Raw genomic sequence first — 25,081 nt, forward strand, 5'->3', positions numbered from 1 at the left:
TCGCCTCGGCAGCAGGGGCAGAGCAGTGCGGCGACTGTACCCGGCGGTATGCGGGCGCGACAATCTTCGGCAGGTTTCACGCTCTCAGGAAACGGGCATTCGGCCGCCTTTCGGCGGTCTGCGGGCACAGCTTTGGCCCTGCGTTCGAGCTCCGTTCGACAAATTGCGTGCCCCGCGGGGTGCGTTTGCCGTCCTGACTTGCTCCTCAGGCCACGGTCAGACCGTTCTCGGCGCCCGCCACGGAGCTCCCCGGAGCAGGCAGATCGAGGGCCTGCCGGATTCCGGCGGCGACCGCGGGGTGCACGGGCAGGGCGAGATGACCGATACCGGAGACACGTACGTTCTGCGCGATCAGGTCGGGATGGTTGACGCAGGCCGTCTCGAGGGGAGCCATCAGCTGGTCCAGGTCGCTCCAGAAGCTCACGAAACGGGTCCGGCAGCCCGGCGCGGGCTCGCGCAGCTCCTCGATCACGTCCGAGCCGGGGCGCATCTGGCGCACGATCGGGTGTGCGTCGGCCAGCGGCACGACCCGCGTTCCCTCATGTGGGGTACCGAGGGTGACCAGCGTGCGGACGCGTTCGTCGCCGCCGAGGCGCTGCGCGTAATAGCGGGCTATCAGGCCGCCGAGACTGTGCCCGACGATGTCCACCTGGTGGTGTCCCGTGCGCTCGCAGATCTCCTCTATATGGCGGCCGAGTAACTCGGCCGCGGTGCGGATGTCGCAGGTGAGGGGGGAGTAGTTCAGGGACTCCACGTGCTGGCCGCCGTGCTGGGCAAGGGAGCGGCGCAGCAGGACGAAGACCGAGCGGTTGTCGATGAAGCCGTGCAGGAGGATGACCGGGGGCCGGCGCTCCGCGGGGAGCCGGGGCGCGTCGGGCGACGGCAGTTCGGCGGCGATCCTGCGTTCCTGGACGATGCCCGAGGGGTACAGGAGAAGGTGGCCGGCGAGGATCGCCACCTCGAGTGCGGTCGCTTTCAGCAGAGCCAGGGAGAGCCCCGCCAGTCTGGCGGGCAACATGAGGCATGGCGGGCGAAAGGGCAAGACCCTCGTGATGGTCATGGTCGACCTCCCGGTCGGCACGCGAGGGGACGGCTCTGTCCCCCGTGTGCCCGTAGTGGGGAGGCGTGGCGGAGGTCGTACGGCGGTACGTGGTCGGCGCCGGTGGCGCTCCGAATACCGGCGCTGTCGCCGATGCGCCGCATCACCACGGCGCGCGGCTGACGGCGCGGTGGCACGGCGACCTCGTTGCGGCTCCCCTTGCGCCGTCCCGCAAACGGTCCGCAGACCGCTGGATACGGGAGTGGCGCGCAGCGAACGTGTCCCATCGTGTGATTTCCCCCTCGCTCTCCACCGTGAAACTGCCGGGTGCGAGATGCTGGAGATAACGTTCGTTCACTTCCCCGGCCGGTGCGGCACGGGGTGCCAGTGCTTGGGCAGATGGATATCGGTACATGGAGGCAGTGATGGGTGTGGCAGCCGGTCCGATCCGCGTGGTGGTGGCGAAGCCGGGTCTCGACGGTCATGATCGCGGGGCCAAGGTGATCGCGAGGGCACTGCGTGACGCGGGTATGGAGGTCATCTACACCGGCCTGCATCAGACGCCCGAGCAGGTGGTGGACACCGCGATCCAGGAGGACGCCGACGCGATCGGCCTGTCCATCCTCTCCGGCGCCCACAACACGCTCTTCGCGCGGGTGATCGAGCTCCTCAAGGAGCGCGACGCGGAGGACATCAAGGTCTTCGGCGGCGGCATCATCCCCGAGGCGGACATCGCGCCGCTCAAGGAGAAGGGCGTCGCGGAGATCTTCACTCCCGGGGCGACCACCGCCTCGATCGTGGACTGGGTCCGGGCGAACGTCCGCCAGCCGGCGGGCACCTGACGGCCGCTGCCCTGCGACGCGGGCGCCAGGCCTCTCTTGCTCCGGGGCGCGGGCGTCCGGCCTCTCGCGCGGTGGAGCGAGGGTGCCCGGCCTCTCGCGCGGTGGAGCGAGGGTGCCTTGTCGGCCTCGCGCTGCGGTGAGGGTGGCCTTGCGGTTCTGTGGTGCGGCGGGAGCGGGCTGTCGGCTCCGTGCCGCGGTGAGGGTCGCTCGACGGCTTGGCGCCGTGGTGGGAGCGGCCCGCCGACCGCGTGCCGCGCAGAGAGCTGCTCGTCGGCTTGGGGCTGCCGCGGGGGCGGTTGGCTGCCTTCGCCTCGTGGTGGAGGGGTCCGGCTGCCGTTGCCTCGTGGCCGGGGCGTCGGTGAGGGTGGCCGACCGCCTCGGCTCGACAGTGGGGCTTCCTAAGATGACGGCACCTCCGGGTCTTCCGGCGCCGCACCCGGGCTCCCGGGCCCGGCGCCCAGCTCCGCCCGCATCGCCGCGCGTAGACGCAACGTACTGACCAGGCGCTGGAACGCCTCCGACCAGTAGCCGCCCGCCCCGGGGGAAGCGTCCTCCGGCTCGTCCGGCACCGCGGTCAGTGCGTCGAGACGGACCGCCTCCGCGGGGTCGAGGCAGCGCTCGGCCAAACCCATCACTCCGCTGAAACTCCAGGGGTAACTCCCGGCGTCACGCGCGATGTTCAGCGCGTCCACCACCGCCCTGCCCAGCGGCTCCGACCAGGGCAACGCGCACACGCCGAGCAGCTGGAACGCCTCCGAGAGGCCGTGCGTCGCGATGAACCCCGCGACCCAGCCGGCCCGCTCCCCGGCAGGCAGCGCGGCGAGGAGCTTCGCGCGCTCGGCGAGGGACGCCGCTCCGGGGCCCGCCGCGTCGGGCGACGAGGGAGCCCCGAGCAGCGCCCGGGACCAGAGCGCGTCACGCTGCCGCACAGCCGCGCGGCACCACGCGGCGTGCAGTTCGCTCTGCCAGTCGTCGGCCACGGGAAGCGCCACGATCTCGGCCGGGGTCCGCCCGCCGAGCCGCTCCGTCCAGGTCCCGAGCGGCGTCGCTTCGACCAACTGGCTGAGCCACCACGACCGTTCACCCCGACCGGACGGCGGCTTGGGGATGATGCCGTCCCGCTCCATGCCCGCGTCGCACTCGTGCGGTGCCTCGACCGTGAGCGTCGGCGTGCTTTTCGTGCCCTGCGCGTGGTCGATCGCCACGCACGAGGCGGCGCGGGCCGCCATCCGCGCGGCGAGGGCGGACGAGGGGAGCGCGGAGAGGAGCTCGGCCGCCGTCGCGCGGACGTTGCGGCTGCGGTCGGTGAGGGCCTGCTCCAGGAACGGCTCGTCGGCGTCGCACAGTTGGGTGCGCAGGGAGTCGAGGAACATCAGGCGGTCCTCCGCCCGTTCCGTGCTCCAGGTGGTGGCGAGCAGATCGCGCGCGGCGGCCGGGTCATGCGCCCGAACCGCCCCGAGCAGGGCGACCCGCTCGGCGAACAGCCCCTCCTCCCAAAGCTGCTGGACCTGTGCTGTCTCCTCCGGGGCGGGCAGGGACACCCCGCCGCCCGGGGTGGAACGGAGTGCGAACTTCCAGTCCGGGTTGAGCCGCGCGAGCCACAGAGCCCGCGGGCCCGCGAAGGCGAGCGCCTGCGGCCGGAGGTCCGTGCGCCCACGGGCCGCGTTCAGGAGGGCCGGAAGCATTTCGGGCGGGGCGGCGAAGCCGCGGTCGTTGGCCAGCGCCAGCCACTGCGGCAGCAGCTCCATCAGGTCGGGCACCGCGCCCCGGCGTCCGCCGCTGCCCGCGCCGGGGTGGTCGGTGAGCAGCGTGGCGAGCCTGCGCCGCGCCGCGGGCGGCACCAGAGGCCGGGGATCGTCCGCGGCAGGCTCCGGAGGCGCCGCGGCGGGCGCGGGGCGAAGACCGGCTCTGCGCCGGACGGTCTGCACGGCTGCTGCGTCCAGCAGAGCGGTCGGGGCGTCTTTGGGTTGGGCGTGCTGCGAGCCCTGAGTGTCGTTGGAGCCCTGAGTGTCCTTCGTAGGTACCGGAGGCGTGCGGCGGTCGGTGCCGAGGAGTGCGGCGGTGACCAGGTCTTCCCAGGGGACGACGGTCGCTTCGGTGAGTGCGGTGGTGCCGGTCATGTGGACTCCTCCCTCGGACGAATCACTCGGTCTTTCGTCTGGAACTGCCTTCTTGGATCTGCTGGATTTGCTGGATCTGCTGGGCCTACTGGCCTTGCTCGATCCGCCGTTCGCGTTCACGGAACACACCGGTGGCCGCAAGGCGGTGGGCGGTGTGGCGACGGTGGCGAGGCGTGGTGGTCAGCACAGGGCAACCGCCTCTCCCGATCCGCGCGGCCAGGCCGCCAGAGGGGTGAAGCCCTCGTGACCACATTCGCCGAAGACCGTCACCGGAGCGCCTCCGGAGAGTGCCACCAGCCGCCACAGACCCGCTCGAGACACCGCGGAAGGGGTGATGGGCAGCGCCGTGCCGCCTTCCGCGTCCGCCAGTTGCCACCCGTCGGACGAGGGACCCGGGAGCGGGGTCGGTATGACCTCGCTCAGTGTCACCGGCCAGGAATCCAGCCATGGGTCGTCCCGCAGCACATCGCCGTAGCGGTGCGCGGCTTGTTCCGTACGCATGCCGGGCGGCCGGGCTGCCGTCGGCGCGGGCGCGGTGAACTGTTCGCCCAGGTCAGCCCGCAACTGACCGGCGCCCGGATACGTGGTCAGCTCGGCGTCCAGTGCGAGGCCGACCGGCAGCGCGAGCGCGGGTGCGCGGCCCGCGGCTCCGTACGACAGGAGCATAGCCGTCCGCCCGGACTCCGCGCCGTGCAGCCAGATCCGGCGGGTGGTGAGCTTGCTGTCCGCCGTGTCGTACTGCGCGAGCACCAGCCAGTGGTCCCGCAGCGGCGGACCCTCCGCCGGCGTGGGCAGGCCTATGCGGGAGCGGACCGTGGCCGCCAGACCCTCCGGTAGTTGCTCGCGGTGCAGCCAGCCCTGGTCGAGGAGGTGGAGAAGCGCGCACTCCTCCAGCATCCGCACGGGCCAGCCAGGCCCGGAGGAGGGTATGGCCCCCAACTCCCGCACCCGCGCCGCCAGTCCGGGCGCCTGGGCGTCGACCATGCGGGCAGCGGTCTCCTCCCACAGTCCGTACCCCGACTGCTCGGCGGAGGCTATGCCGCCGCGCAGCAGGTCCGAGAGGCGCTGCTCCAGCTCCATCACTCCCGCCGTGACCCGCTCGGCCCGCCGCTCCGCCCTGCGGCGCGCGGCCTCGGGATCAGCGGGCGCCGAGCCCGGTGCCGCGTCCGAACTCCGCTTCTTCTCTGCTCTTTTGCGGCGTCCGGCCAGCCATTCCTCCGCCCAGGCCGGCGGCTGCTGTGCGTCGGGCTCCGATCCGAACGGCCCCTCGCCGGCCGCCCAGAGCAGCAGCAGCCCGAGCGCGTGCTTGCACGGGAACTTGCGGCTCGGACAACTGCATGTGTACGCCGGGGCTGCCGCGCCGGTGACGTCCGCGATGTCGACAACCGTCTGATACGGCTTGCTGCCACTTCCCTTGCACAGTCCCCACACCGTCCCCTCGCCCGAACTGCCCGCCTCCGACCATGGGCCGGCGACGCCGAGTTTGCTTCCCGCCTTGCGTGACGGGGCATCAGGTGCCAAGGCAAGGACCTGATCCGCCGTCCAGCGCACCCCCTGCTGAGTCATGTCATCGAAGGTAGATCCCACCACTGACAATCGATCCGGCACTCGGTATCTGTGCAGGTCAGCGGGGTGCCAGGGTCGATTGTCAGTGGCGTGGTGCACGGTTGGAATCACATCCGGGCCAGATGCGTCCGGACGAGTTGGAGGGGGATCGCTCCATGACCGTGTCCGTCGACTCGACGACCTCGACGACCGAGAACCAGCCCGGGAAGCAGAGCGTGCTGCGGCCGCACGCCGAGCACGATTTCGCCGCCGAACTCACCGCGCTCGCCGCGCAGGACGACCGGCCGCGCCCTGCCCGCTGGCGGCTCTCGCCATGGGCGGTCGCGACGTATCTGCTCGGTGGCACGCTGCCCGACGGAACGGTGATATCGCCGAAGTACGTGGGGCCGCGCCGCATCGTCGAGGTCGCCGTCACCACCCTCGCCACGGACCGCGCCCTGCTCCTGCTCGGCGTGCCCGGCACCGCGAAGACCTGGGTGTCCGAGCATCTGGCGGCCGCGGTCAGCGGAGACTCGACGCTGCTCGTGCAGGGCACCGCGGGGACGCCGGAAGAGGCGATCCGGTACGGCTGGAACTACGCGCAGCTGCTCGCGCACGGCCCCAGCCGCGACGCGCTCGTGCCGAGCCCCGTCATGCGGGCCATGTCCGACGGCATGACGGCGCGGGTCGAGGAGCTGACCCGCATCCCCGCCGACGTGCAGGACACGCTGATCACGATCCTCTCGGAAAAGACCCTGCCCATACCGGAGTTGGGCCAAGAGGTGCAGGCCGTCCGCGGCTTCAATCTGATAGCCACGGCCAACAACCGCGACCGCGGGGTCAACGACCTGTCGAGCGCGCTGCGCCGCCGCTTCAACACGGTGATCCTGCCGCTGCCGGAGAGCGCCGAAGCCGAGGTCGACATCGTCTCGCGCCGCGTCGACCAGATCGGGCGCTCGCTCGATCTGCCGACCGGGCCCGAGGGGATCGACGAGATACGCCGCGTCGTCACCGTCTTCCGCGAGCTGCGGGACGGAGTCACGGCCGACGGGCGTACGAAGGTGAAGTCGCCTAGCGGCACGCTCTCGACGGCCGAGGCCATCTCCGTCGTGACCAACGGTCTCGCTCTCGCCGCGCACTTCGGGGACGGCGTGCTGCGGCCGGGCGATGTCGCCGCGGGCATTCTCGGCGCGGTCGTGCGTGACCCGGCGGCGGACCGGGTGATCTGGCAGGAGTACCTGGAGGCGGTGGTCCGTGAGCGCGACGGCTGGAAGGACTTCTACCGCGCGTGCCGAGAGGTGAGCGTGTGACGGGCGGGGCGGGCCCGAGCGGGTCGGGTGCGGGCATGACGCTGGGTTGTTCGCGTGAGACGGGGAGGAGCGGACATGGACGACGAGGTGCGGGGGACGACTCGGGCTGGCGAGGGGCCGTTGCTGCTCGGGGTGAGGCATCACGGGCCGGGGTCCGCGCGTGCGGTGCGGGCCGCGCTCGAGGAGGGCGCCCCGCGCGTGGTGCTGATCGAGGGTCCGCCGGAGGCCGACGGCCTGGTGGCGCTCGCCGCTGACGAAGGGATGCGGCCACCGGTCGCGCTGCTCGCGCACGTGGTGGACGAGCCGGGCCGTTCGGCTTTCTGGCCGCTTGCCGAGTTCTCGCCGGAGTGGGTCGCGATCAAGTGGGCTGCGGCAGCCGGGGTTCCGGTCCGGTTCATGGACCTTCCGGCGGCGCATGCGCTGGCGCGGTCGGAGGGGACGGACGAGACGGCCGGGATGGAGGAGACGGAGGACACGGAGGGCGCCGCGGCTCCGGGGGGTGTGGACGCTGTGCGGATCGATCCGCTGGCGGTGCTCGCGGAGACGGCAGGGTACGACGATCCCGAGCGGTGGTGGGAGGACGTCGTCGAGCACCGGGGGGCGGGGGCGGACGCCTTCGCGCCGTTCGACGCGGTGGGCGAGGCCATGGGGGCGCTGCGCGAGGAGTACGGGACCGGTGGGCACGACCGTGACCTGGTGCGCGAGGCGTACATGAGGCTGGAAGTCCGTGCGGCACAGCGGGAGTTCGGGTCGGACGGAGTCGCGGTCGTGTGCGGGGCCTGGCATGTTCCCGCGCTGCGGCAGAAGGTGACCGTGGCGGCCGACCGGGCGCTGCTCAAGGGGCTGCCCAAGGTGAAGGTCGACATGACCTGGGTGCCCTGGACGCACCGCCGGCTCTCCCGGGCCAGTGGGTACGGCGCGGGGATCGCCTCACCCGGTTGGTACGGGCATCTGTTCAACGCGCCCGACCGTCCCGTCGAGCGCTGGCTGACGAAGGTCGCGCGACTGCTCAGGGACGAGGACAGGCTCGTGTCGTCCGCGCATGTCATCGAGGCGGTACGCCTCGCGGACACGCTCGCCGCGATGCGGGGGCGGCCGCTGCCGGGGCTGACCGAGACGACGGACGCGATCCGGGCGGTGATGTGCGAGGGCTCGGACGTGCCGCTCTCCCTCGTGCACGACAGGCTCGTCGTCGGGGACGTCCTCGGGGAGGTGCCTGACTCGGCGCCTGCCGTGCCGTTGCAGCGCGATCTCACCCGGCTCCAGCGGAAGCTGCGGCTCAAACCGGAGGCGCTGGAGCGGGAGTTGGAGCTCGACCTGCGCAAGGAGACGGACGCGGCACGCAGCAGGCTGCTGCATCGCCTCCGGCTGCTCGGGATCGGCTGGGGCGAGCCCGCCGTGTCACGGGGGAGTACGGGTACGTTCCGGGAGACCTGGCGGCTGCGGTGGGAGCCGGAGCTTTCCGTGAAGGTGGCGGAGGCGGGGGTGTGGGGGACGACCGTGCTGGGGGCGGCCACCGCCCGGGTGGAGTCCGATGCCGTCGGGGCCGGCGCCCTGGCCGATGTCACCGCGCTGGCCGAGCGGTGTCTGCTGGCCGAGTTGCCGGACGTGTTGCCGGTGGTGATGCGGGTCCTCGCGGACCGGGCGGCGCTGGACACGGACGTCGGGCATCTGGCGCAGGCGCTGCCCGCGCTGGTGCGGTCGCTTCGGTACGGGGATGTGCGGGGCACGGACACGGCCGCGCTCGCGGAGGTGGCCGTGGGGCTTGCCGAGCGGGTGTTCGTCGGGCTGCCGCCCGCCTGCTCGGGCCTCGATCAGGACGCCGCGCTCGAGATGCGGGGGCATGTGGACGCGGTGCACCAGGCGGTGGGCCTGCTCGGGGAGTTGGGCTCTGGCTCCGTGGGTGAAGGGGCGCCGGGCGTCCCGAGTGCCGCCGCGGCGGGCGCCGGTATGCGGAAGCGGTGGCACACCGTGCTGAGGGTGCTGGGGCAGCGGGACGGCGTTGCCGGGGTGGTGCGCGGGCGGTGCGTGCGGATCCTGATGGACGGCGGGGCGCTGGCCGAAGGTGAGGCCGCGCGGTTCATGGGGCTCGCCCTGTCCCGAGGAACGGAACCCGCTGAAGCCGCCGCCTGGATCGAGGGGTTCGTGGGCGGTGGGTCGGGGGGCGGCATGTTGCTCGTGCACGACGAGCGACTGCTGGGTCTTGTCGACGACTGGCTGACCGGGGTCCCTGACCGAGCCTTCACCGACGTACTGCCCCTGCTGCGGCGCACCTTCTCGGCCTACGAACCGGGCGTGCGGCGGACGCTGGGCGAGCTGGTGCGGCGCGGAACGGGGGAGGGCGGCGGCGGCCCGGCCGTCTCCGGCGGGATACCTGGCTTCGGGGCGGAGCTGGACGCGGAGCGCGCGGATGCGGTGCTGCCGGTGCTGAGTCTCTTGCTGGGGGGCGGTTTCGTGTCCGGGGACGGGGACGGGGCTGGGGTCCGGGTTGGTGGCGGTGGCGGTGGCGATGGTGTGTTTGTGGAGGTGGGTTGAGGGTGGAGGAAGCGGTGGATTTCGCGGGGGAGCGGATGCGCAGGTGGCGGCTTGTGCTGGGTGGGGGTGCGGCGGACGGTACGGGGTGCGAGCTCGTCGGGCGGGACGCGGCGATGGACGGGGCGCTCGGCGCGTTGTACGGGGGAGGGGACGGGGGGAAGAAGGACCGGGGGCGGGACCGTTCGGCGGGGCTCGGGGCGTCCGCGCCGTCCGTGTCGCGGTGGCTCGGGGACATCCGGACGTACTTCCCCTCGTCCGTGGTCCAGGTCATGCAGCGCGACGCCATCGAGCGGCTCGGCCTCTCCACGCTGCTCCTGGAGCCCGAGATGCTGGAGGCCGTCGAGGCCGACGTACATCTGGTGGGGACTCTTCTCTCCCTCAACAAGGCCATGCCGGAGACCACCAAGGAGACCGCTCGGGCCGTCGTGCGCAAGGTCGTCGAGGACCTGGAGAAGCGGCTCGCCACGCGTACCCGCGCCACCCTCACCGGCGCGCTCGACCGCAGCGCCCGTGTCAGCAGGCCGCGCCACCACGACATCGACTGGAACCGCACGATCGCGGTCAACCTCAAGAACTACCTGCCGCAGTACAAGACGATCGTGCCCGAGCGGCTCATCGGGTACGGGCGGGCGTCGCAGTCCGTGAAGAAGGAGGTCATCCTCTGCATCGACCAGTCGGGGTCGATGGCCGCGTCCGTCGTCTACGCCTCGGTGTTCGGCGCCGTGCTCGGCTCGATGCGGTCGCTCAACACGCGGCTCGTCGTCTTCGACACGAATGTCGTCGACCTCACCGATCAGCTCGATGATCCGGTGGATGTCCTGTTCGGCACGCAGCTGGGGGGCGGGACCGACATCAACCGGGCGCTCGCGTACTGCCAGTCGCAGATCACCCGGCCCGCCGACACCGTCGTCGTCCTCATCAGCGACCTCTACGAAGGGGGCATACGCAACGAGATGCTGAAGCGGGTCGCGGCGATGAAGGCGTCCGGGGTGCAGTTCGTGACGCTGCTCGCGCTCTCCGACGAGGGGACACCCGCGTACGACCGGGAGCACGCGGCGGCGCTCTCGGCGCTGGGCGCACCGGCCTTCGCCTGCACCCCGGACCTCTTCCCGGAGGTGATGGCGGCGGCGATCGAGAAGCGTCCCCTTCCCATACCGGACATGAATACGCATCGGTAACAGGGGGCTTGCGCGAGAGCGGGAGGCTCGTGCGAGGATCGGCGGGCCTCACTCCCGGAGCATTGTGTTCCGCGTGTCAGTTCCGCGTGTCCCGCCTCGCCCAGTAGAGGAACCCCCTCGTCTTGACTCCCGCAGCAGTCGCAGTCGCTCTGCCTGATGCCGCTGTGCGCGTGGTGCGCGCGGCGGCCGGGCGGCGTGTGCTGCAAGTGATGCTGCTGCTTGCCGGGTTGCTCGTCCTTGGCTTCCTCTGTGGGGAACGGGCGCACGCGGTGGACGGAGTTACGGCGGCACCGGAGCGTGCACGGGTGACCGAGCCTCTGCGGGAGCGGGTGGCCGAGCCGGTGCGCGACGTTGCGGTGGAGCCGGTGGTCGATGCCGCCGAGCCGGTGGCTGATGCCGCCGAGCCCGTGGTCCGGAGCGCGCGGGGTGCGGTGCGGCCGGTTGCGGAGAGCGCCACCGGAGTTGTTGAGGGTGCGTCGCCGCAGCGGGTGCTCCCTCAGAGGCCGCCCGGTGCTCCCGGGCTTCCCGACCTTCCGGGGCTCCCCAAGCTGCCCGGGATTCCCCACATCCCCGGCGCTCCCGCTCTCCCCGGCATCGATCCCGGCACCGACCCCGGTGCCGGCGACGACGCGGACCACGGTGCCGAGCCCCACTCTCCGGGGAGCGCCCACACCCCCGGCGTCGGCCGTGCGCACGAGGCGCGGGGCGAGTCCCCGTACGGCACCAGCCCCGGCACCGGCACCAGCGTCGGCACCAGCACTGCCACCGGCGTCACGTTCTCGGTCGGTCAGCAGGCACGCGGCGTCGTTCTGTTCGGCGGCGACACCTCCGACGACGCGCACCGCAGGGGGCACGAGTCGTTCCCGCCCGTGCGCGGGCCCGGCGATCCGGCGCGGACGCTGGGTGGCCAGGCGGCCGGTGACGGCAGTTCCGTGCGACACGGTGATCCGTGTGCGGCGGCGTTCGACAGCCGTGCGCCGGTGCGGCTTCTGCGGGGTGCCGGGGCCGTTCAGGTCCTCGCGCCGATCCGCGAACGGCACCGGGACATTCCCGAATTCCCTGGCTAGGGCAGCCCTTTCCCCGCGAAGACCTGCCGCGCGGGGGTGGCAAAGGTCTGCCCGCCGACCCGACGTATCCGGGTCGGATCCACAGCCAGAGTTCGAAGGATCTGAAGCACGCATGAACAAGAACATCCGTCGTTCCATCGTCATAGCCGCCGGTGTCACGGGCGCCTGGGCGCTCGGTTCCGCCGTCGCCAGTGCGGACGAGCTGCCCCAGCACTCTGTGGCCCTGCCGGACAACGCGTCCGACGCGGTCGCCGACGTCAGCGATGTTGTCGACGCCGCCGATGTCGCCGACGCCCAGGGCAAGGCGAAGTCCACCGTCGCCGATGCGAAGGCCGCAGCCCCGAAGGCCGCCGCCCCGAAGGCCGCAGCTCCCAAGGCCGCCGCCCCGAAGGCCCCCGCGGTCGAAGCCCCTGCCGCCACCACCCCCGACGTCAGCACCCCCGACGTCAGCACCCCCGACGCCAGCACCCCCGACGTCACCGCCCCCGGCGCCAGCACCCCCGAAGACTCCGTCGACTACCTCTTCGGCCCGCTCTCCGCCTTCGCCCCCGACGTCAAGGGCACAGCAGCGACCGCCACAGCGACCGCCGCCCCGATCGTCGACGAGACGGCCACGGCCGTGCTGCCGCCCGTCGCCGCCACCGCCGTCGACAGTGTCGTGCCGGTCGCCGGGCAGGCGGTCGGCGACGTCTCCTACCTGGCGCAGGGCGTGGTCGGCGACGTGACGCCGTTCGCCGGTGGGGTCGTCGGCGAGGTCCCGCCGTTCGCGCAGGGTGTCGTCGGCGACGACGTGCAGCCCTTCGCGGGCGGCGTCGTCGGTGCGGTGTCGCCGCTCGTGCAGACCGTCACCGACCAGGTGCGGCCCGTCGTGCGGGGCGTCGGCGGCAGCGCGGACGAGCTCGCGTACGGCGTCACGGGCGACGTCCGCCCCTTCGCGGGTGGCGTCGTCGGCCAGGTCTCGCCGTTCGCGCGGGACCTCACGGGCACCGTCGCCCCCGACGCGCGGTCCCTCGCCGGCAACGCCGTGACGGGCGTCCAGGGCGTGGCCGGCTCGGTCACCCCGGACTACCTGCCGACGTACGAGCAGGCGTACAACGCGACGTACGCCCTCTGACGGTCGGCGGCGAGACGGTAGCGGTCACAGCCGTGCGGCGGCGCGAGCTGTAGCCGCAGCTGCGTACAAAGCTGTAGCCGTGTACGCAGTTGCACCAGCAGTAACAGGAGCAAATGGGCGGCCTCTGTCACCACAGGGGCCGCCCTCCCCGTAGGCGTTCTCGCGATCTGTGACAGTCATCACCGCCCAAATGTGATCTGCGATTTAGGGACCTACGGCCCACGGCGATAACCTGCGAGACGGACATGCCGCGTACCGGACTCCGTCCTACGCCTCCCTTGTGACAGCGCAGTCACGTTGCCCTCCGCGGCACGCCCACGCAGACAGCTGACCACAAAGCAGCGAGATCGCAGCGAGATCACGGAAAAGGGACGGACGCGCGTGGACCTGTTCGAGTACCAGGCGAGGGACCTCTTCGCCAAGCACGGTGTACCGGTGCTGGCCGGTGAAGTCATCGACACGCCTGAGGCGGCGCGCGAGGCCACCGAGAAGCTGGGCGGCAAGTCGGTCGTCAAGGCACAGGTGAAGGTCGGTGGCCGCGGCAAGGCCGGCGGCGTGAAGCTGGCCGACAACCCCGACGAGGCCGTCGCTCGCGCGACGGACATCCTCGGGATGGACATCAAGGGCCACACGGTCCACAAGGTGATGATCGCCGAGCTGTCCCCGGAGATCGAGGCGGAGTACTACGTCTCGTACCTCCTCGACCGCACCAACCGCACCTTCCTGGCCATGGCGTCGGTGCAGGGCGGCATGGACATCGAGGAGGTCGCGGAGAAGACCCCCGAGGCCCTCGCGAAGGTCCCGGTCAACGCCGTCGAGGGCGTGGACATCGCCAAGGCCCGCGAGATCGTGGCCCAGGCGAAGTTCCCGGCCGACGTGGCCGAGGGTGTCGCCGAGGCCATGGTGACCCTGTGGGACACCTTCGTCGCCGAGGACGCGCTCCTCGTCGAGGTGAACCCGCTGGTCAAGACCAAGGACGGTCGCATCCTGGCCCTGGACGGCAAGGTCTCGCTCGACGAGAACGCCGACTTCCGCCAGGCCGACCACGAGGCCCTCGAGGACAAGGACGCAGCCAACCCGCTCGAGGCTGCCGCCAAGGCCAAGAACCTCAACTACGTCAAGCTCGACGGCGAGGTCGGCATCATCGGCAACGGCGCGGGTCTCGTCATGAGCACCCTCGACGTCGTCGCGTACGCCGGTGAGGCGCACGACAACGTCAAGCCGGCCAACTTCCTCGACATCGGCGGCGGCGCTTCGGCCGAGGTCATGGCGAACGGCCTGGAGATCATCCTCGGCGACCCGGACGTCAAGTCCGTCTTCGTCAACGTCTTCGGTGGCATCACCGCGTGCGACGAGGTCGCCAACGGCATCGTCCAGGCGCTCGAGCTGCTCAAGTCCAAGGGCGAGGCAGTCACCAAGCCGCTGGTCGTCCGTCTCGACGGCAACAACGCGGAGCTGGGTCGCAAGATCCTGTCGGACGCGAACCACCCGCTCGTACAGCGCGTGGACACCATGGACGGCGCGGCCGACAAGGCCGCCGAGCTCGCGGCTGCGAAGTAAGGGACCAGGTCAGAACACCATGGCTATCTTCCTGACCAAGGACAGCAAGGTCATCGTCCAGGGCATGACCGGTGCCACGGGCATGAAGCACACCAAGCTCATGCTGGGCGACGGCACGAACATCGTCGGTGGCGTGAACCCGCGCAAGGCCGGCACGTCCGTCGACTTCGACGGCACCGAGGTACCGGTCTTCGGCACCGTCGCCGAGGCGATGGAGAAGACGGGCGCCAACGTCTCCGTCCTCTTCGTGCCGCCGGCCTTCTCCAAGGCCGCCGTCGTCGAGGCGATCGACGCCGAGATCCCCCTCGCGGTCGTCATCACCGAGGGCATCGCCGTCCACGACTCCGCCGCCTTCTGGGCGTACGCGAAGTCGAAGGGCAACAAGACCCGCATCATCGGCCCGAACTGCCCCGGCCTCATCACCCCGGGCCAGTCGAACGCCGGCATCATCCCGGGCGACATCACGAAGCCGGGCCGCATCGGCCTGGTCTCGAAGTCCGGCACGCTGACGTACCAGATGATGTACGAGCTCCGTGACATCGGCTTCTCCTCGGCCGTCGGCATCGGTGGCGACCCGGTCATCGGCACGACGCACATCGACGCCCTCGAGGCGTTCGAGGCCGACCCCGACACCGACCTGATCGTCATGATCGGCGAGATCGGCGGCGACGCCGAGGAGCGTGCGGCGGACTACATCAAGGCCAACGTGACGAAGCCGGTCGTCGGCTACGTCGCCGGCTTCACCGCGCCCGAGGGCAAGACCATGGGCCACGCCGGCGCCATCGTCTCCGGCTCCTCCGGCACGGCTGCCGCCAAGAAGGAGGCCCTTGAGGCCGCGGGCGTCAAGGTCGGCAAGACGCCGACCGAGACGGCGAAGCTTGCGCGAGCGATCCTCGCGGGCTGAGTTTGCCTGAACCGTGTGAAAAGTGGGCCCGCATCTCTCTCACGAGAGGTGCGGGCCCACTTTCTTTTGTCTGCGGGCCGACCGTGGTTGCTCGCGCGGTTCCCCGCGCCCCCTTCGGAGTGCCCCTAACGGGCCAGCGGCGAAAGCCTCTCCGGGCCGCTCGACAGGTCCTCGCGGAGCTTCTTGTGCAGGATCTGGTCCTGGTACGTCAGGTGGCCGGGGCCCATCCTCGGCGGTACGCCGCTGATGGCCTTGCCGGGGGCCTGCGGCGGCTCGTAGTGCGTGGGGGCCGAGCGCAGCGTGAGGGCCGTGGCGCCGACGATCAGCGCCGTGAACGCGATCGCCGCCCGCGTCCAGAAGCGGGTGCGGTGTTCGCTGCCGGTGCGGACCCGGCCCGCGTTCGGGGGCTGAAGCTTCTCCGCGGCGCTCAGTTCGGCCAGGCGCTGGTGCAGGTCCTCGGGGGTCGCCGCCTGCTCGGGCAGCTTCTCGGCGAGCGCCTCGCGCGCGTGCAGGAGACGGCCCGCCGCCGCGGGCGTGCTCGCCTCCGTCTCGGCCGCGGTCTCGGGCAGGTCGAGCCCGACGCCGTCGTAGAGCAGGAGGGTGCGGCGCTGCGCGGGCGGCAGGCTCAGCAGCACCTTGAGGAAGGCGCGGTCGGCGGCCAGGGCGGGTGGCGCTGCCGGGTGCCGGTGGACGGGGCGCAGCCGGTGCCAGGGCGACATCGCGTACTCGTACGCCGCCGCGCGCACCCAGCCCGCCGGGTCGCGGTCGACGGCGACCTCGGGCCAGCGCTGCCAGGCGAGCTGGAAGGCGCGCTCCACGGATTCCTGGGCGAGGGTGCGGCGCCCGGTGAGGAGATAGGTCTGGCGTACGAGGCCGGGGGCGCAGGTGGTGCAGAGCGCGTCGAAGGCTTCGGCGGGGGTCGACCCGGCGGCGGGCCTGGTCGCCGCGGGCGCCGGCTCGGCGCGGGTGGCGGCCGTGGCCGTACGCGTCGCCGTCGCAGCAGCCGTGCTCGTCGCCGTCGCCCGCACCATCGGCTCGGGCGGCCGTGCGTGGCCGTTCATCGCCGCGCCCACCGGGATGCGCCCGGGGGTCGTGCCTTCCTTGGTGTCGACGGTCGGCTCCAGGTTCTGTGCCCAGCTGGGACGCCGCGCAGGGCGCTTGCCGGCCCGTTCGGTCCTGTCCGTGCTCCCGGCACCGGACCCGGCCCGCTCGTCCGCGATCTCGGCCAGCAGCTTCGCGTAGACGTCGCGTCTGCGCCCGCGTGGCGTCGAGCGTCCCGACTCCCAGGAGCGGACCGTCTCCCGGGTGACGCCCACCCGCGCGGCGACCTCGGTCTGGCTCAGGGACTTCGCCTCGCGCAGGCGGCGGCGTTCCTTGGGGGACGGCAACGAAGGGGATCCCCCCTGCTTGAGCGCTGATGAGCGCTTGGGTGCGGCAGGGCTCTGGGTCATGTCGGACTCTCCGCGCCGGGGACCGTGGGCCTTCGTGCGGCGGGGAGCCGGGCGCGGCTGATCCGTCGTACGAAAAAGTACATAAACGTATCTTGTGCGACACATCGGGTATTCGCCTGTTACGGGGAGAAAGCGCGTGTCGTTGGGAGCATGGCGCCGTGACTCAAATCACTGACCGCAGCTCTCCGTTGCCGCCCCTCAAACCGCTGATCGAGCGGTTCCGCGACCGCTCACCCGGACTGGCGACGTGCCTGTTCGGAGGCGCTGTCGCGGCAGGGCTCGGGCTCGGCTCGTGCGCCGTCATGGTGATGGTCCTCTGGATCAGCTCGCCCTATCCGGACAGCGGGCCCAGCGGGGCGCTGAACGTCGCGGCCTCCGTGTGGCTGCTCGCGCACGGCACGGAGCTGATCAGGACGGACACGCTTTCCGGGGCTCCGGCCCCGCTCGGCGTCACGCCCATGCTCCTGATGGTGCTTCCGTGCTGGCTGGCGCACCGGGCGGCGCGGGTCGCGGCGGATCCCGAGGAGCGGGGGATGGCGCCGCGGACCGCGTGGTGCGGGGTGGTCGGCGGCTATCTGCTGGTGGGCGCCGCCGCGACGCTGTACGCGGCCGGGGGTGAGCTGCGGCCTTCGTGGGGGAGCGCGGCCGTGCATCTGCCGGTGCTCGTGGCGGGGGCGGCGGCGGTGGGGGTCTGGACGGCGCTGGGGCGGCCTCCGGGGCCGCTGCCGGGTGTGGTGCGGGTGGGACTTCGCTTGCTGCCTGCGGGGGTACGTCCCTTCTTCGTACGCCGGTACGTCCGCGCCGTCACGCGGGCCGGGGCGGCGGGGGCGCTGGTGCTGCTCGGCGGTGGAGCGCTGCTGGCCGGGGTCTCCCTCGCGCTGCACGGCGGTCTGGCGAGGGCGTCGTTCGCGCAGGTCACGGACGTGTGGTCGGGCCGATTCGCGGTGCTGCTGCTCGCCGTGGCGCTGGTGCCGAACGCGGCGGTGTGGGGCGCGGCGTACGGCCTCGGGCCCGGTTTCGCGCTGGGCACGGGGAGCGTGGCGGGGCCGCTCGGCGTGAGCGCGGGGCCGATGCTGCCGGCGTTCCCGCTGCTGGCGGCGGTGCCGGTGGAGGGACCCGGGTCGCCGTTGACGTGGGCGGCGGGTGCGGTGCCGCTGGGTGCGGGGATCGCGGTGGCGTGGTTCACCGCGGCCGCGGCGGCGCCTGTCCGCGGGGAGCGGGACGAGGCGTGGTCACGGGGGCGGACGGCGCTGGTCGCGGGGGCGGCGGCGGTGCTGTGCGGGGTGGTCGTGGCGGGTCTTGCCGAGCTTGCGGGGGGCCCGATGGGGGTGGCCGTCCTGGCCGACTTCGGGCCCGTGTGGTGGCAGGCGGGGGCGGCGGCGGTGGGGTGGACCGGGGTGGTGGGGGTGCCGGTCGCTCTGGCGGTGCGGGGGTGGCGGCTGCGGAGCCGTAGGGCTGTGCCGCGGTGGTCGTGGCCGCGGTTGCCGCGGCCCCGCGTTCCGCGGTTGCGTACTCCTGGCTTCCGCGTGCCACGGCTTCCCCGGCGGCGTCCGAAGCCTGCGCCTGCGCCGACGCCGGTGCCGGCTGCTCCGGAGGTGTTCGAGCCGTACGACTTCCTGCCGGGGGCGGTGGGTGACTGGCACGAGGAGGGGGCTCGGGAGGCGCGGTGGGCGGCGTTGCGGGATGCGGGCGCGGGCGCGGGCGCTGAGGAGCGGCCTCCGGGGGCTTGAGGGCCCGGCATCCCTCGCGTGCACCGTAGCCGCAGCCGCCCCACGCCAGGCCCGCCGCTCCGCGCCGGATTCTTTCCCGCCCACCCGCCCGATTGCCCTGTGGTGTATCCGGGTGGGGGCTTGGGTGGTGCGTTTGGCTTGCGGCCGTCGCACCCGAGCCCGCCGCTTCGCGCCGGATTTTTTCCGCCCACCCACCCGATTACCCCGCGGCGTATCCGGTTGGGTGGGCGGCTCGGGTGGTGTACCCCTCTCCCGGCCACCCGCACCAAAGCGCGCCGCATCGCGCCCAACGGCCCCCCACCGGAGCACCCCGGGGCAATCGGGCGGGTGGGCGGGAAACACCGCCGCGAAGCGGCGTTCTGGCGAACAGGGACCAGCGGCTGATCCGGGGGCAAGAGGGCGGCCCCGGTTGAGGCCCCCCGGCCAGGGCTAGTCGCGCTCGGTCAGGAGGGGGCGCAGCTTTTCCGGCAGGAGGTCCTCGCACTGCTGCTGCGACTGGCTCGTGAGGGCGTCGCCCACGCAGGTGTAGTAGTCGCGGTACACCAGCTGCGCCGCGAACGTGGCCGCCACCAGCGCCAGCGCGAGCGACGCCGTCACCAGGCCGCTGATCGCCGCCGTCCGCTGCGGCTTCGTGCTCGCGGGGTCGGCCACCGGCTGCTGAGGGGCCGGCGCGGTCGGGTCCGGCTGCTTCGGCTTCGCCCGCAGCGAGCTGATGCCCCAGTTCAGCGCGAGCGCGCCCAGGAGCAGAGCCACGTACCGCCAGCCGAAGAGCGCGAAGAAGAAGGCCCACATGCCGGAGAGCAGGGCGTAGCGGGCGCGGCGCTGGGCCGGGTCCGTCGGGTCCCAGCGCATGCCGGAGCCGGGGCCGGAAGACCCCTCGGGGCCCTGGCCCCCGCCCTGCTGGCCGGGCCGCTCGCCGAAGCCGCCGCCCTGGGCGCGGCCGGGCTGCCGGTCGCTCCACTGGCTGCCCCAGGGGGAACGGCCCTGGTCGTCCGGGCCGTCGCCGCCGTTGCCGGGGCGGGGGCGCCACGGCTGGTCCGGGGTTCCCTCCGGCGGCGGCGCGAAGGGATTGTCGTCCTTCTTCCCGGAGCCGCCCGAGCCGGAAGCATCAGAAGAGGAGTCGGAGCCCCCAGACCCCCCAGACCCCCCGGAGTCCTGGGAGTCCTGCGGCGGGGACGACGGGCGGCCGTCGCGCAGCAGCGTCGAGCCGCGCTCCCCTCCATGCGTCAACCCGAACGCGAAGGACAGCGGGAGGCGGAGGCTACGGTCCGGCATCAGGTGTGCGTCTTCCCCTTGGTTGAGCGAACTTAAGGACGGTGTGACGTCATGTGACGTCTTGGTGCAGACGCTACCTTCCGGCCGCGCCCCCGTCCCGTGAGGGGCCGCACCGTGTGCCGGTATCGTTGCTGACGGTCGGCCGCTTCGTAGAGTTCCCCGTATCGCGGGGCATGAAGCTTTTGTACGACCCTACAAAGACGCACCTCCCGAGAAAGGGCCCCGCTGTGGCCAAGAGCCCTGTGGCCAAGCGCCTCGTCGTGCTGGTCTCCGGATCCGGTACGAATCTGCAGGCTCTGCTCGACAAGATCGCGACGGATGGGACGTCCGGCTACGGCGCCGAGATCGTCGCGGTCGGCGCCGACCGCGACGGCATCGTGGGGCTCGAACGTGCCGAGCAGGCCGGGATTCCCACCTTCGTCTGCCGGGTGAAGGACCACGCGACGCGCGACGAGTGGGACGCCGCCCTGGCGGAGGCGACCGCCTCGTACGAGCCCGATCTGGTCGTGTCGGCGGGGTTCATGAAGATCGTGGGGAAGCGATTCCTCGCACGGTTCGGCGGCCGGTTCGTCAATACGCACCCCGCCCTGCTGCCCAGCTTCCCCGGGGCCCACGGCGTACGCGACGCGCTCGCGTACGGCGCGAAGGTCACGGGATGCACCGTCCACTTCGTCGACGACGGCGTCGACACCGGCCCGGTCATCGCCCAGGGCGTGGTCCCGGTCGGGGATGAGGACGACGAGAGCGCTCTGCACGAGCGCATCAAGGAAGTCGAGCGAAGGCTGCTCGTCGATGTCGTGGGGCGTCTGGCCCGTAACGGCTACCGCATTGAGGGACGAAAGGTACTTATCCCGTGACCGCCGAAGGTACGCACGGTTCGCAGCGCCCCATCAAGCGCGCGCTCATCAGTGTCTATGAGAAGACCGGGCTCGAGGAGCTCGCGCGCGGGCTGCACGAGTCCGGCGTCGAGCTCGTCTCGACCGGTTCGACCGCCGCGAAGATCGCCGCCGCCGGGGTGCCCGTCACCAAGGTCGAGGAGCTGACCGGCTTTCCCGAGTGCCTGGACGGCCGGGTCAAGACGCTGCACCCGCGCGTGCACGCCGGGATCCTCGCCGACCTGCGCCTGGAGGACCACCGGCGCCAGCTCGCCGAGCTCGGCATCGAGCCGTTCCAGCTGGTCGTCGTGAACCTCTACCCCTTCAAGGCGACCGTGGCCTCGGGCGCGACGCCCGACGAGTGCGTGGAGCAGATCGACATCGGCGGCCCCTCGATGGTTCGCGCCGCCGCCAAGAACCACCCCTCGGTGTCGGTCATCACGAGCCCCTCCCGGTACGCCGACGTGCTCGCCGCCGTCCGTGACGGAGGCTTCGACCTGACCGCGCGCAAGCGGCTTGCCGCCGAAGCGTTCCGGCACACCGCCGAGTACGACCTCGCGGTCGCCTCATGGTTCGCGGACGACTACGCGGCCGACGGCACCTCGGACTTCCCCGAGTTCCTGGGCAGCGCGTACACCCGCAAGAACGTCCTGCGCTACGGCGAGAACCCGCACCAGGGCGCCGCCCTCTACGTCGACGGCAATGGCGGCCTCGCCGAGGCCGAGCAGCTGCACGGCAAGGAGATGTCGTACAACAACTACACGGACACGGACGCCGCGCGCCGTGCCGCGTACGACCACGACGACCCCTGCGTCGCGATCATCAAGCACGCCAACCCCTGCGGCATCGCGATCGGTTCGAACGTCGCCGAGGCGCACCGCAAGGCGCACGCCTGTGACCCGCTCTCCGCGTTCGGCGGCGTCATCGCCGTCAACCGCCCGGTCTCCAAGGAGATGGCGGAGCAGGTCGCCGACATCTTCACCGAGGTCATCGTCGCGCCGGAGTACGAGGACGGCGCTCTCGAGGTCCTCACGAAGAAGAAGAACATCCGCGTCCTGCGCTCCCACGCGGCCCCGTCCAACACGGTCGCCCGCGAAAGCAATTGGGAACGTAAGCAGATCGACGGCGGCGCGCTCCTCCAGGTCACCGACCGCCTCCAGGCCGACGGCGACAACCCCGCCAACTGGACGCTCGCCACGGGCGATGCGCTCAACGCGGGCGAGCTCGCCGAGCTTGCCTTCGCCTGGAAGGCGTCGCGCGCGGTGAAGTCCAACGCGATCCTGCTCGCCAAGGACGGCGCGTCCGTCGGCGTCGGCATGGGTCAGGTCAACCGCGTCGACTCCGCGAAGCTCGCCGTCGAGCGGGCGGGCGAGGAGCGCGCGCACGGTGCGTACGCCGCGTCCGACGCGTTCTTCCCGTTCCCCGACGGCCTGGAGATCCTGACCGCCGCGGGCGTCAAGGCCGTGGTGCAGCCGGGCGGTTCGGTCCGCGACGAGCTGGTGGTCGAGGCCGCGAAGAAGGCGGGCGTGACGATGTACTTCACGGGCACGCGGCACTTCTTCCACTGATTCCACTGAGCGATACCCGTACCCGTACAGAGCGGTGGCCGCGCCCTTTCCCCAAGGGCGCGGCCACCGTTGCTTCGTTCTCGCCTCAGTAGCGGGGGCGGTTGAACCACGCGGTGCCGCTGGGGACGACCGGGGCGATCGTGATGATGACGGCGAACACGACCCAGATCAGCGGGAGGATGATGGCGCTCGCGAGGCCGGAGTCGAGGCCGACGAAGAGGCCGATCAGGCCGAGGATGCCACCGAGCGCGCCGTAGACCACCGTGGTGATCCGGACGCCCTGGCCGCCGCGGCTGAACTTCACGCCGAGCGTGATGGAGAGCACCGCGAGCGCCGCCGCGATGAGAGCGCCGATGATCGCGATGCCTGCCACCGCGTCGCCCGCCTCGCCCATGCCGCTCAGGCCGAGGTCCTCGCCGCTGTCACCGGCGTCGCTCGCGATCGCACCCACGTAGAGGTAGATGATCGCGAAAAGTATCTGCACCGCGGAGATCAGGAACAGGAAGACGCGCGCCGTGACCAGGAGACCCGGCATCGACTGCTGCATCATGTTGCCGCCCGGGTAACCGGGGTACGCCGGCTGCTGCGGGTAGCCGTAGCCCTGCTGCGGCGGGACGCCGGGCGGGGCCTGCGGGTAGCCGTACCCGGGAGCGGCCGGGGGCTGCTGGGGCGGCTGCCCGTAAGGGTTGTTCGGGTCGCCGTAACTCATGGCGGTCTTCCTCCGTCGGGTAATGCGGGGACGACGCGGCACATCACGGAGGAGAGTTCTACAGATGCGGTCCGTCCCCCCGACACTGCCCGCGGCACTGTGACGCATATCGTTCTTTAGGCCAGGCTTATTTGTCCAGCCGCACTCACTATGTGTTGTGCAAGTGCAACAGAGCTGGTCAGGTCTCGGGACACAGCTGGGACACAGCCGGGCCGCGGCGGCGCCCTGATTGGTACCGGGCGGGTCTCATCCGGGAAGATGGAGTCATGACCGCCCAGATTCTCGATGGCAAGGCCACCGCAGCCGCGATCAAGTCCGCACTGACCGTCCGCGTGGCGGCCCTGAAGGAGAGGGGCTTCACGCCCGGCCTCGGGACTGTTCTGGTCGGCGACGACCCGGGCAGCCAGAAGTACGTCGCGGGCAAGCACCGCGACTGCGCGCAGGTCGGCATCGCCTCCATCCAGCGTGAACTTCCCGCCACCGCCACGCAGGACGAGATCGAGGCCGTCGTCCGCGAGCTCAACGAAGACCCCGCCTGCACCGGTTACATCGTGCAGCTCCCGCTGCCCAAGGGCATCGACGAGAACCGCGTCCTCGAACTGATGGACCCGGACAAGGACGCCGACGGCCTGCACCCGATGAACCTCGGCCGCCTCGTCCTGAACGAGCCCGCGCCGCTGCCCTGCACGCCGAACGGCGTGATCACGCTGCTCCGCCAGCACGGCGTGGAGATCAACGGCGCCGAGGTCGTGGTCGTCGGCCGCGGTGTGACGATCGGCCGCTCCATGCCGCTGCTGCTCACCCGCCGCTCGGAGAACGCGACGGTGACGCAGTGCCACACCGGCACGCGCGACCTCTCCACGCACCTGAAGCAGGCCGACATCATCGTGGCCGCCGCGGGCGTCCCGCACCTGATCAAGCCCGAGGACGTGAAGCCGGGCGCCGCCATCCTGGACGTCGGCGTCTCCCGCGACGAATCCGGCAAGATCGTCGGTGACGTTCACCCGGGCGTCCACGAGGTCGCCGGGTGGATCTCGCCGAACCCCGGTGGCGTGGGCCCGATGACGCGCGCCCAGCTGCTCGTCAACGTCGTAGAGGCCGCCGAGCGCGCCGCGTCCGCCGCCGCGAGCTGAACCGGGAAGGGTGCAGCCCATGAGCGCAGAACCTGAGCAAGGGGCGACGCCGGCCAAGGTCCCGGAGGCCGAGGCGGCGGAGGCCGAGGCGGTGGAGGACACCGAGGCCAAGGGTGCCGTCAGCGCCCCCGGTCCCGACGGGCCGAAGAAGACCACGCGGCGCTTCCCGCTCCTGACCCGCGACACCGCGCGGCCCGAGGGCGGCGGCCGGGCCGCGGCCGGCGACGCCCCGGCGCCCGCCCGGCAGTGGCCGCTGCTCAGCGTGCTCTCGACGGTGGGGCTCGGGCTGCTGCTCACGGCCTTCGACGTGTTCCGCGCCGGCACGATCCTGATCGGCCTCGCGCTGATCGGGGGCGCCGTCATGCGGTGGGCGCTGCCCGGCGTCGGCATGCTTGCGGTGCGCTCGCGCTTCACGGACATGGTCACGTACGGCGCCCTTGGTGCCGTCATCGTCTTGCTCGCGCTGATGGCGCAGCCGAACGGGATGCAGGTCCCGTTCCTCGACGGCATCCTGCACTTCACGATCAGCAGTTAGCGCGGGGCCCGGCGGGCGGCCTTGACCCGCGCGCGCGAAGGCGGCAGCCCGTCCTCTCCCCCGGGGAGGACGGGCTGCCGTCGTTTTCCGGTGCGCTACGAGCGCAGCTTCTTCCAGGTCTTCGGGCCGACGATGCCGTCCCACTCACCGGGCGTGCCCGGGAAGCTCTTCTTCTGGAACTTGTAGACGGCGTTGTAGGTCTTGTCGCCGTACAGGCCGTCGGCCTTCAGGCTCGGGTAGCCGTGGAACAGCTTCAGCAGGCACTGGACCTCGGCCACCTGCTTCTTGGGACTGCCGGACTTGGTGATGGCCGTGCCCGAGTACAGCTCGCTGGCGCAGTTGTACTCGGCGGCGGCACGCGGAGCGGCCTGCGGCGCCGCGAACGCCCCGACGGCCGGGGCGACGGCGAGACCGCTGCCCAGGGCCACGGTGGCCGTGGCGAGAGCGAGTCGCTTACGGATGTTCCTCATGGTGTCTTCCCCTTCAGGTCCCGGGCCGGGTCCCCCCGTTGGGTCCCCCGACGGCCCGCGATCCGTGTGGCCCCGGTGGTCGGCCGGTGCCGTGGTGCTGGAGCAAGAAGTTACGGCGGCG

The 25,081-nt window shown here is 71.9% G+C and carries 20 protein-coding genes; 13 read left to right on the forward strand and 7 right to left on the reverse strand.

The window, feature by feature from the left end; genetic code table 11:
- Positions 1–205 precede the first annotated feature (205 nt).
- On the reverse strand, positions 206–1,060 hold the full coding sequence (locus ACFUPX_RS11460) for a lipase family alpha/beta hydrolase (RefSeq protein ID WP_383319714.1): 855 nt from the start codon (positions 1,058–1,060) through the stop codon (positions 206–208).
- Between the two features lie 404 nt (positions 1,061–1,464).
- Here ACFUPX_RS11460 and ACFUPX_RS11465 point away from each other — a divergent pair, with 404 nt between their 5' ends.
- The gene (locus ACFUPX_RS11465) at positions 1,465–1,881 is read left to right on the forward strand and encodes a cobalamin B12-binding domain-containing protein (RefSeq protein ID WP_249588266.1); all 417 of its coding nucleotides are present in this window, start codon (positions 1,465–1,467) and stop codon (positions 1,879–1,881) included.
- 398 nt (positions 1,882–2,279) lie between these two features.
- Here ACFUPX_RS11465 and ACFUPX_RS11470 read toward each other — a convergent pair whose 3' ends face one another.
- The gene (locus tag ACFUPX_RS11470; RefSeq protein ID WP_383319716.1) at positions 2,280–4,001 is read right to left on the reverse strand and encodes a DUF5691 domain-containing protein; all 1,722 of its coding nucleotides are present in this window, start codon (positions 3,999–4,001) and stop codon (positions 2,280–2,282) included.
- Between the two features lie 180 nt (positions 4,002–4,181).
- A complete protein-coding gene (locus tag ACFUPX_RS11475; RefSeq protein WP_383319718.1) occupies positions 4,182–5,567 on the reverse strand; it encodes an SWIM zinc finger family protein in 1,386 nt (461 codons plus the stop codon).
- Positions 5,568–5,722: 155 nt separating this feature from the next.
- Between ACFUPX_RS11475 and ACFUPX_RS11480 the strand changes: the two genes are divergently transcribed.
- The 7 genes from ACFUPX_RS11480 (at position 5,723) to sucD (ending at position 15,214) form a co-directional block, all read left to right on the forward strand.
- On the forward strand, positions 5,723–6,856 hold the full coding sequence (locus tag ACFUPX_RS11480; protein ID WP_383319720.1) for an AAA family ATPase: 1,134 nt from the start codon (positions 5,723–5,725) through the stop codon (positions 6,854–6,856).
- Between the two features lie 75 nt (positions 6,857–6,931).
- Positions 6,932–9,391 (forward strand): DUF5682 family protein, encoded by a 2,460-nt coding sequence (locus ACFUPX_RS11485; protein WP_383319722.1) that lies wholly within the window; start codon positions 6,932–6,934, stop codon positions 9,389–9,391.
- Between the two features lie 35 nt (positions 9,392–9,426).
- Positions 9,427–10,569 carry a vWA domain-containing protein gene (locus ACFUPX_RS11490; RefSeq protein WP_383319780.1) on the forward strand — a complete coding sequence of 381 codons (1,143 nt, stop codon included), beginning with the start codon at positions 9,427–9,429 and terminating at the stop codon, positions 10,567–10,569.
- A gap of 305 nt (positions 10,570–10,874) precedes the next feature.
- Positions 10,875–11,636, forward strand: coding sequence for a hypothetical protein (locus ACFUPX_RS11495; protein ID WP_383319724.1), 762 nt, complete (start codon positions 10,875–10,877; stop codon positions 11,634–11,636).
- Between the two features lie 112 nt (positions 11,637–11,748).
- Entirely contained in the window at positions 11,749–12,750 is a 1,002-nt protein-coding gene (locus tag ACFUPX_RS11500) for a hypothetical protein (RefSeq protein ID WP_383319725.1), read from the forward strand.
- Between the two features lie 381 nt (positions 12,751–13,131).
- Entirely contained in the window at positions 13,132–14,310 is a 1,179-nt protein-coding gene (gene sucC / locus ACFUPX_RS11505) for an ADP-forming succinate--CoA ligase subunit beta (protein ID WP_383319727.1), read from the forward strand.
- 19 nt (positions 14,311–14,329) lie between these two features.
- On the forward strand, positions 14,330–15,214 hold the full coding sequence (gene sucD, locus ACFUPX_RS11510) for a succinate--CoA ligase subunit alpha (protein ID WP_383319729.1): 885 nt from the start codon (positions 14,330–14,332) through the stop codon (positions 15,212–15,214).
- A gap of 125 nt (positions 15,215–15,339) precedes the next feature.
- On the opposite strand, the gene ACFUPX_RS11515 is transcribed toward sucD, so the two are convergent.
- Positions 15,340–16,665, reverse strand: coding sequence for a helix-turn-helix domain-containing protein (locus ACFUPX_RS11515; RefSeq protein ID WP_383319731.1), 1,326 nt, complete (start codon positions 16,663–16,665; stop codon positions 15,340–15,342).
- 158 nt (positions 16,666–16,823) lie between these two features.
- On the opposite strand from ACFUPX_RS11515, the gene ACFUPX_RS11520 reads away from it, so the two are divergent.
- On the forward strand, positions 16,824–18,395 hold the full coding sequence (locus ACFUPX_RS11520) for a DUF6350 family protein (RefSeq protein ID WP_383319733.1): 1,572 nt from the start codon (positions 16,824–16,826) through the stop codon (positions 18,393–18,395).
- A gap of 429 nt (positions 18,396–18,824) precedes the next feature.
- On the opposite strand, the gene ACFUPX_RS11525 is transcribed toward ACFUPX_RS11520, so the two are convergent.
- Entirely contained in the window at positions 18,825–19,670 is an 846-nt protein-coding gene (locus ACFUPX_RS11525; protein WP_383319734.1) for a hypothetical protein, read from the reverse strand.
- 227 nt (positions 19,671–19,897) lie between these two features.
- Here ACFUPX_RS11525 and purN point away from each other — a divergent pair, with 227 nt between their 5' ends.
- Both purN and purH read left to right on the forward strand, forming a co-directional pair.
- Positions 19,898–20,527, forward strand: coding sequence for a phosphoribosylglycinamide formyltransferase (gene purN, locus ACFUPX_RS11530; RefSeq protein ID WP_383319736.1), 630 nt, complete (start codon positions 19,898–19,900; stop codon positions 20,525–20,527).
- The gene (gene purH / locus ACFUPX_RS11535; RefSeq protein WP_383319738.1) at positions 20,524–22,113 is read left to right on the forward strand and encodes a bifunctional phosphoribosylaminoimidazolecarboxamide formyltransferase/IMP cyclohydrolase; all 1,590 of its coding nucleotides are present in this window, start codon (positions 20,524–20,526) and stop codon (positions 22,111–22,113) included. Before purN ends, purH begins: the two co-directional genes overlap by 4 nt.
- A gap of 85 nt (positions 22,114–22,198) precedes the next feature.
- Here purH and ACFUPX_RS11540 read toward each other — a convergent pair whose 3' ends face one another.
- The gene (locus ACFUPX_RS11540; RefSeq protein ID WP_383319740.1) at positions 22,199–22,822 is read right to left on the reverse strand and encodes a hypothetical protein; all 624 of its coding nucleotides are present in this window, start codon (positions 22,820–22,822) and stop codon (positions 22,199–22,201) included.
- A gap of 266 nt (positions 22,823–23,088) precedes the next feature.
- Between ACFUPX_RS11540 and ACFUPX_RS11545 the strand changes: the two genes are divergently transcribed.
- Both ACFUPX_RS11545 and ACFUPX_RS11550 read left to right on the forward strand, forming a co-directional pair.
- Positions 23,089–23,955 (forward strand): bifunctional methylenetetrahydrofolate dehydrogenase/methenyltetrahydrofolate cyclohydrolase, encoded by an 867-nt coding sequence (locus ACFUPX_RS11545; protein ID WP_383319742.1) that lies wholly within the window; start codon positions 23,089–23,091, stop codon positions 23,953–23,955.
- 19 nt (positions 23,956–23,974) lie between these two features.
- Positions 23,975–24,490, forward strand: a complete 516-nt coding sequence (locus tag ACFUPX_RS11550) for a DUF3017 domain-containing protein (protein ID WP_383319744.1) — start codon at positions 23,975–23,977, stop codon at positions 24,488–24,490.
- 95 nt (positions 24,491–24,585) lie between these two features.
- Here the strand turns inward: ACFUPX_RS11550 and ACFUPX_RS11555 are convergent, their stop codons facing one another.
- The gene (locus tag ACFUPX_RS11555; protein WP_383319746.1) at positions 24,586–24,960 is read right to left on the reverse strand and encodes a peptidoglycan-binding protein; all 375 of its coding nucleotides are present in this window, start codon (positions 24,958–24,960) and stop codon (positions 24,586–24,588) included.
- Positions 24,961–25,081: the final 121 nt, after the last annotated feature.

Source organism: Streptomyces sp. NPDC057302 (genome assembly GCF_042667685.1).
GTDB lineage: Bacteria > Actinomycetota > Actinomycetes > Streptomycetales > Streptomycetaceae > Streptomyces.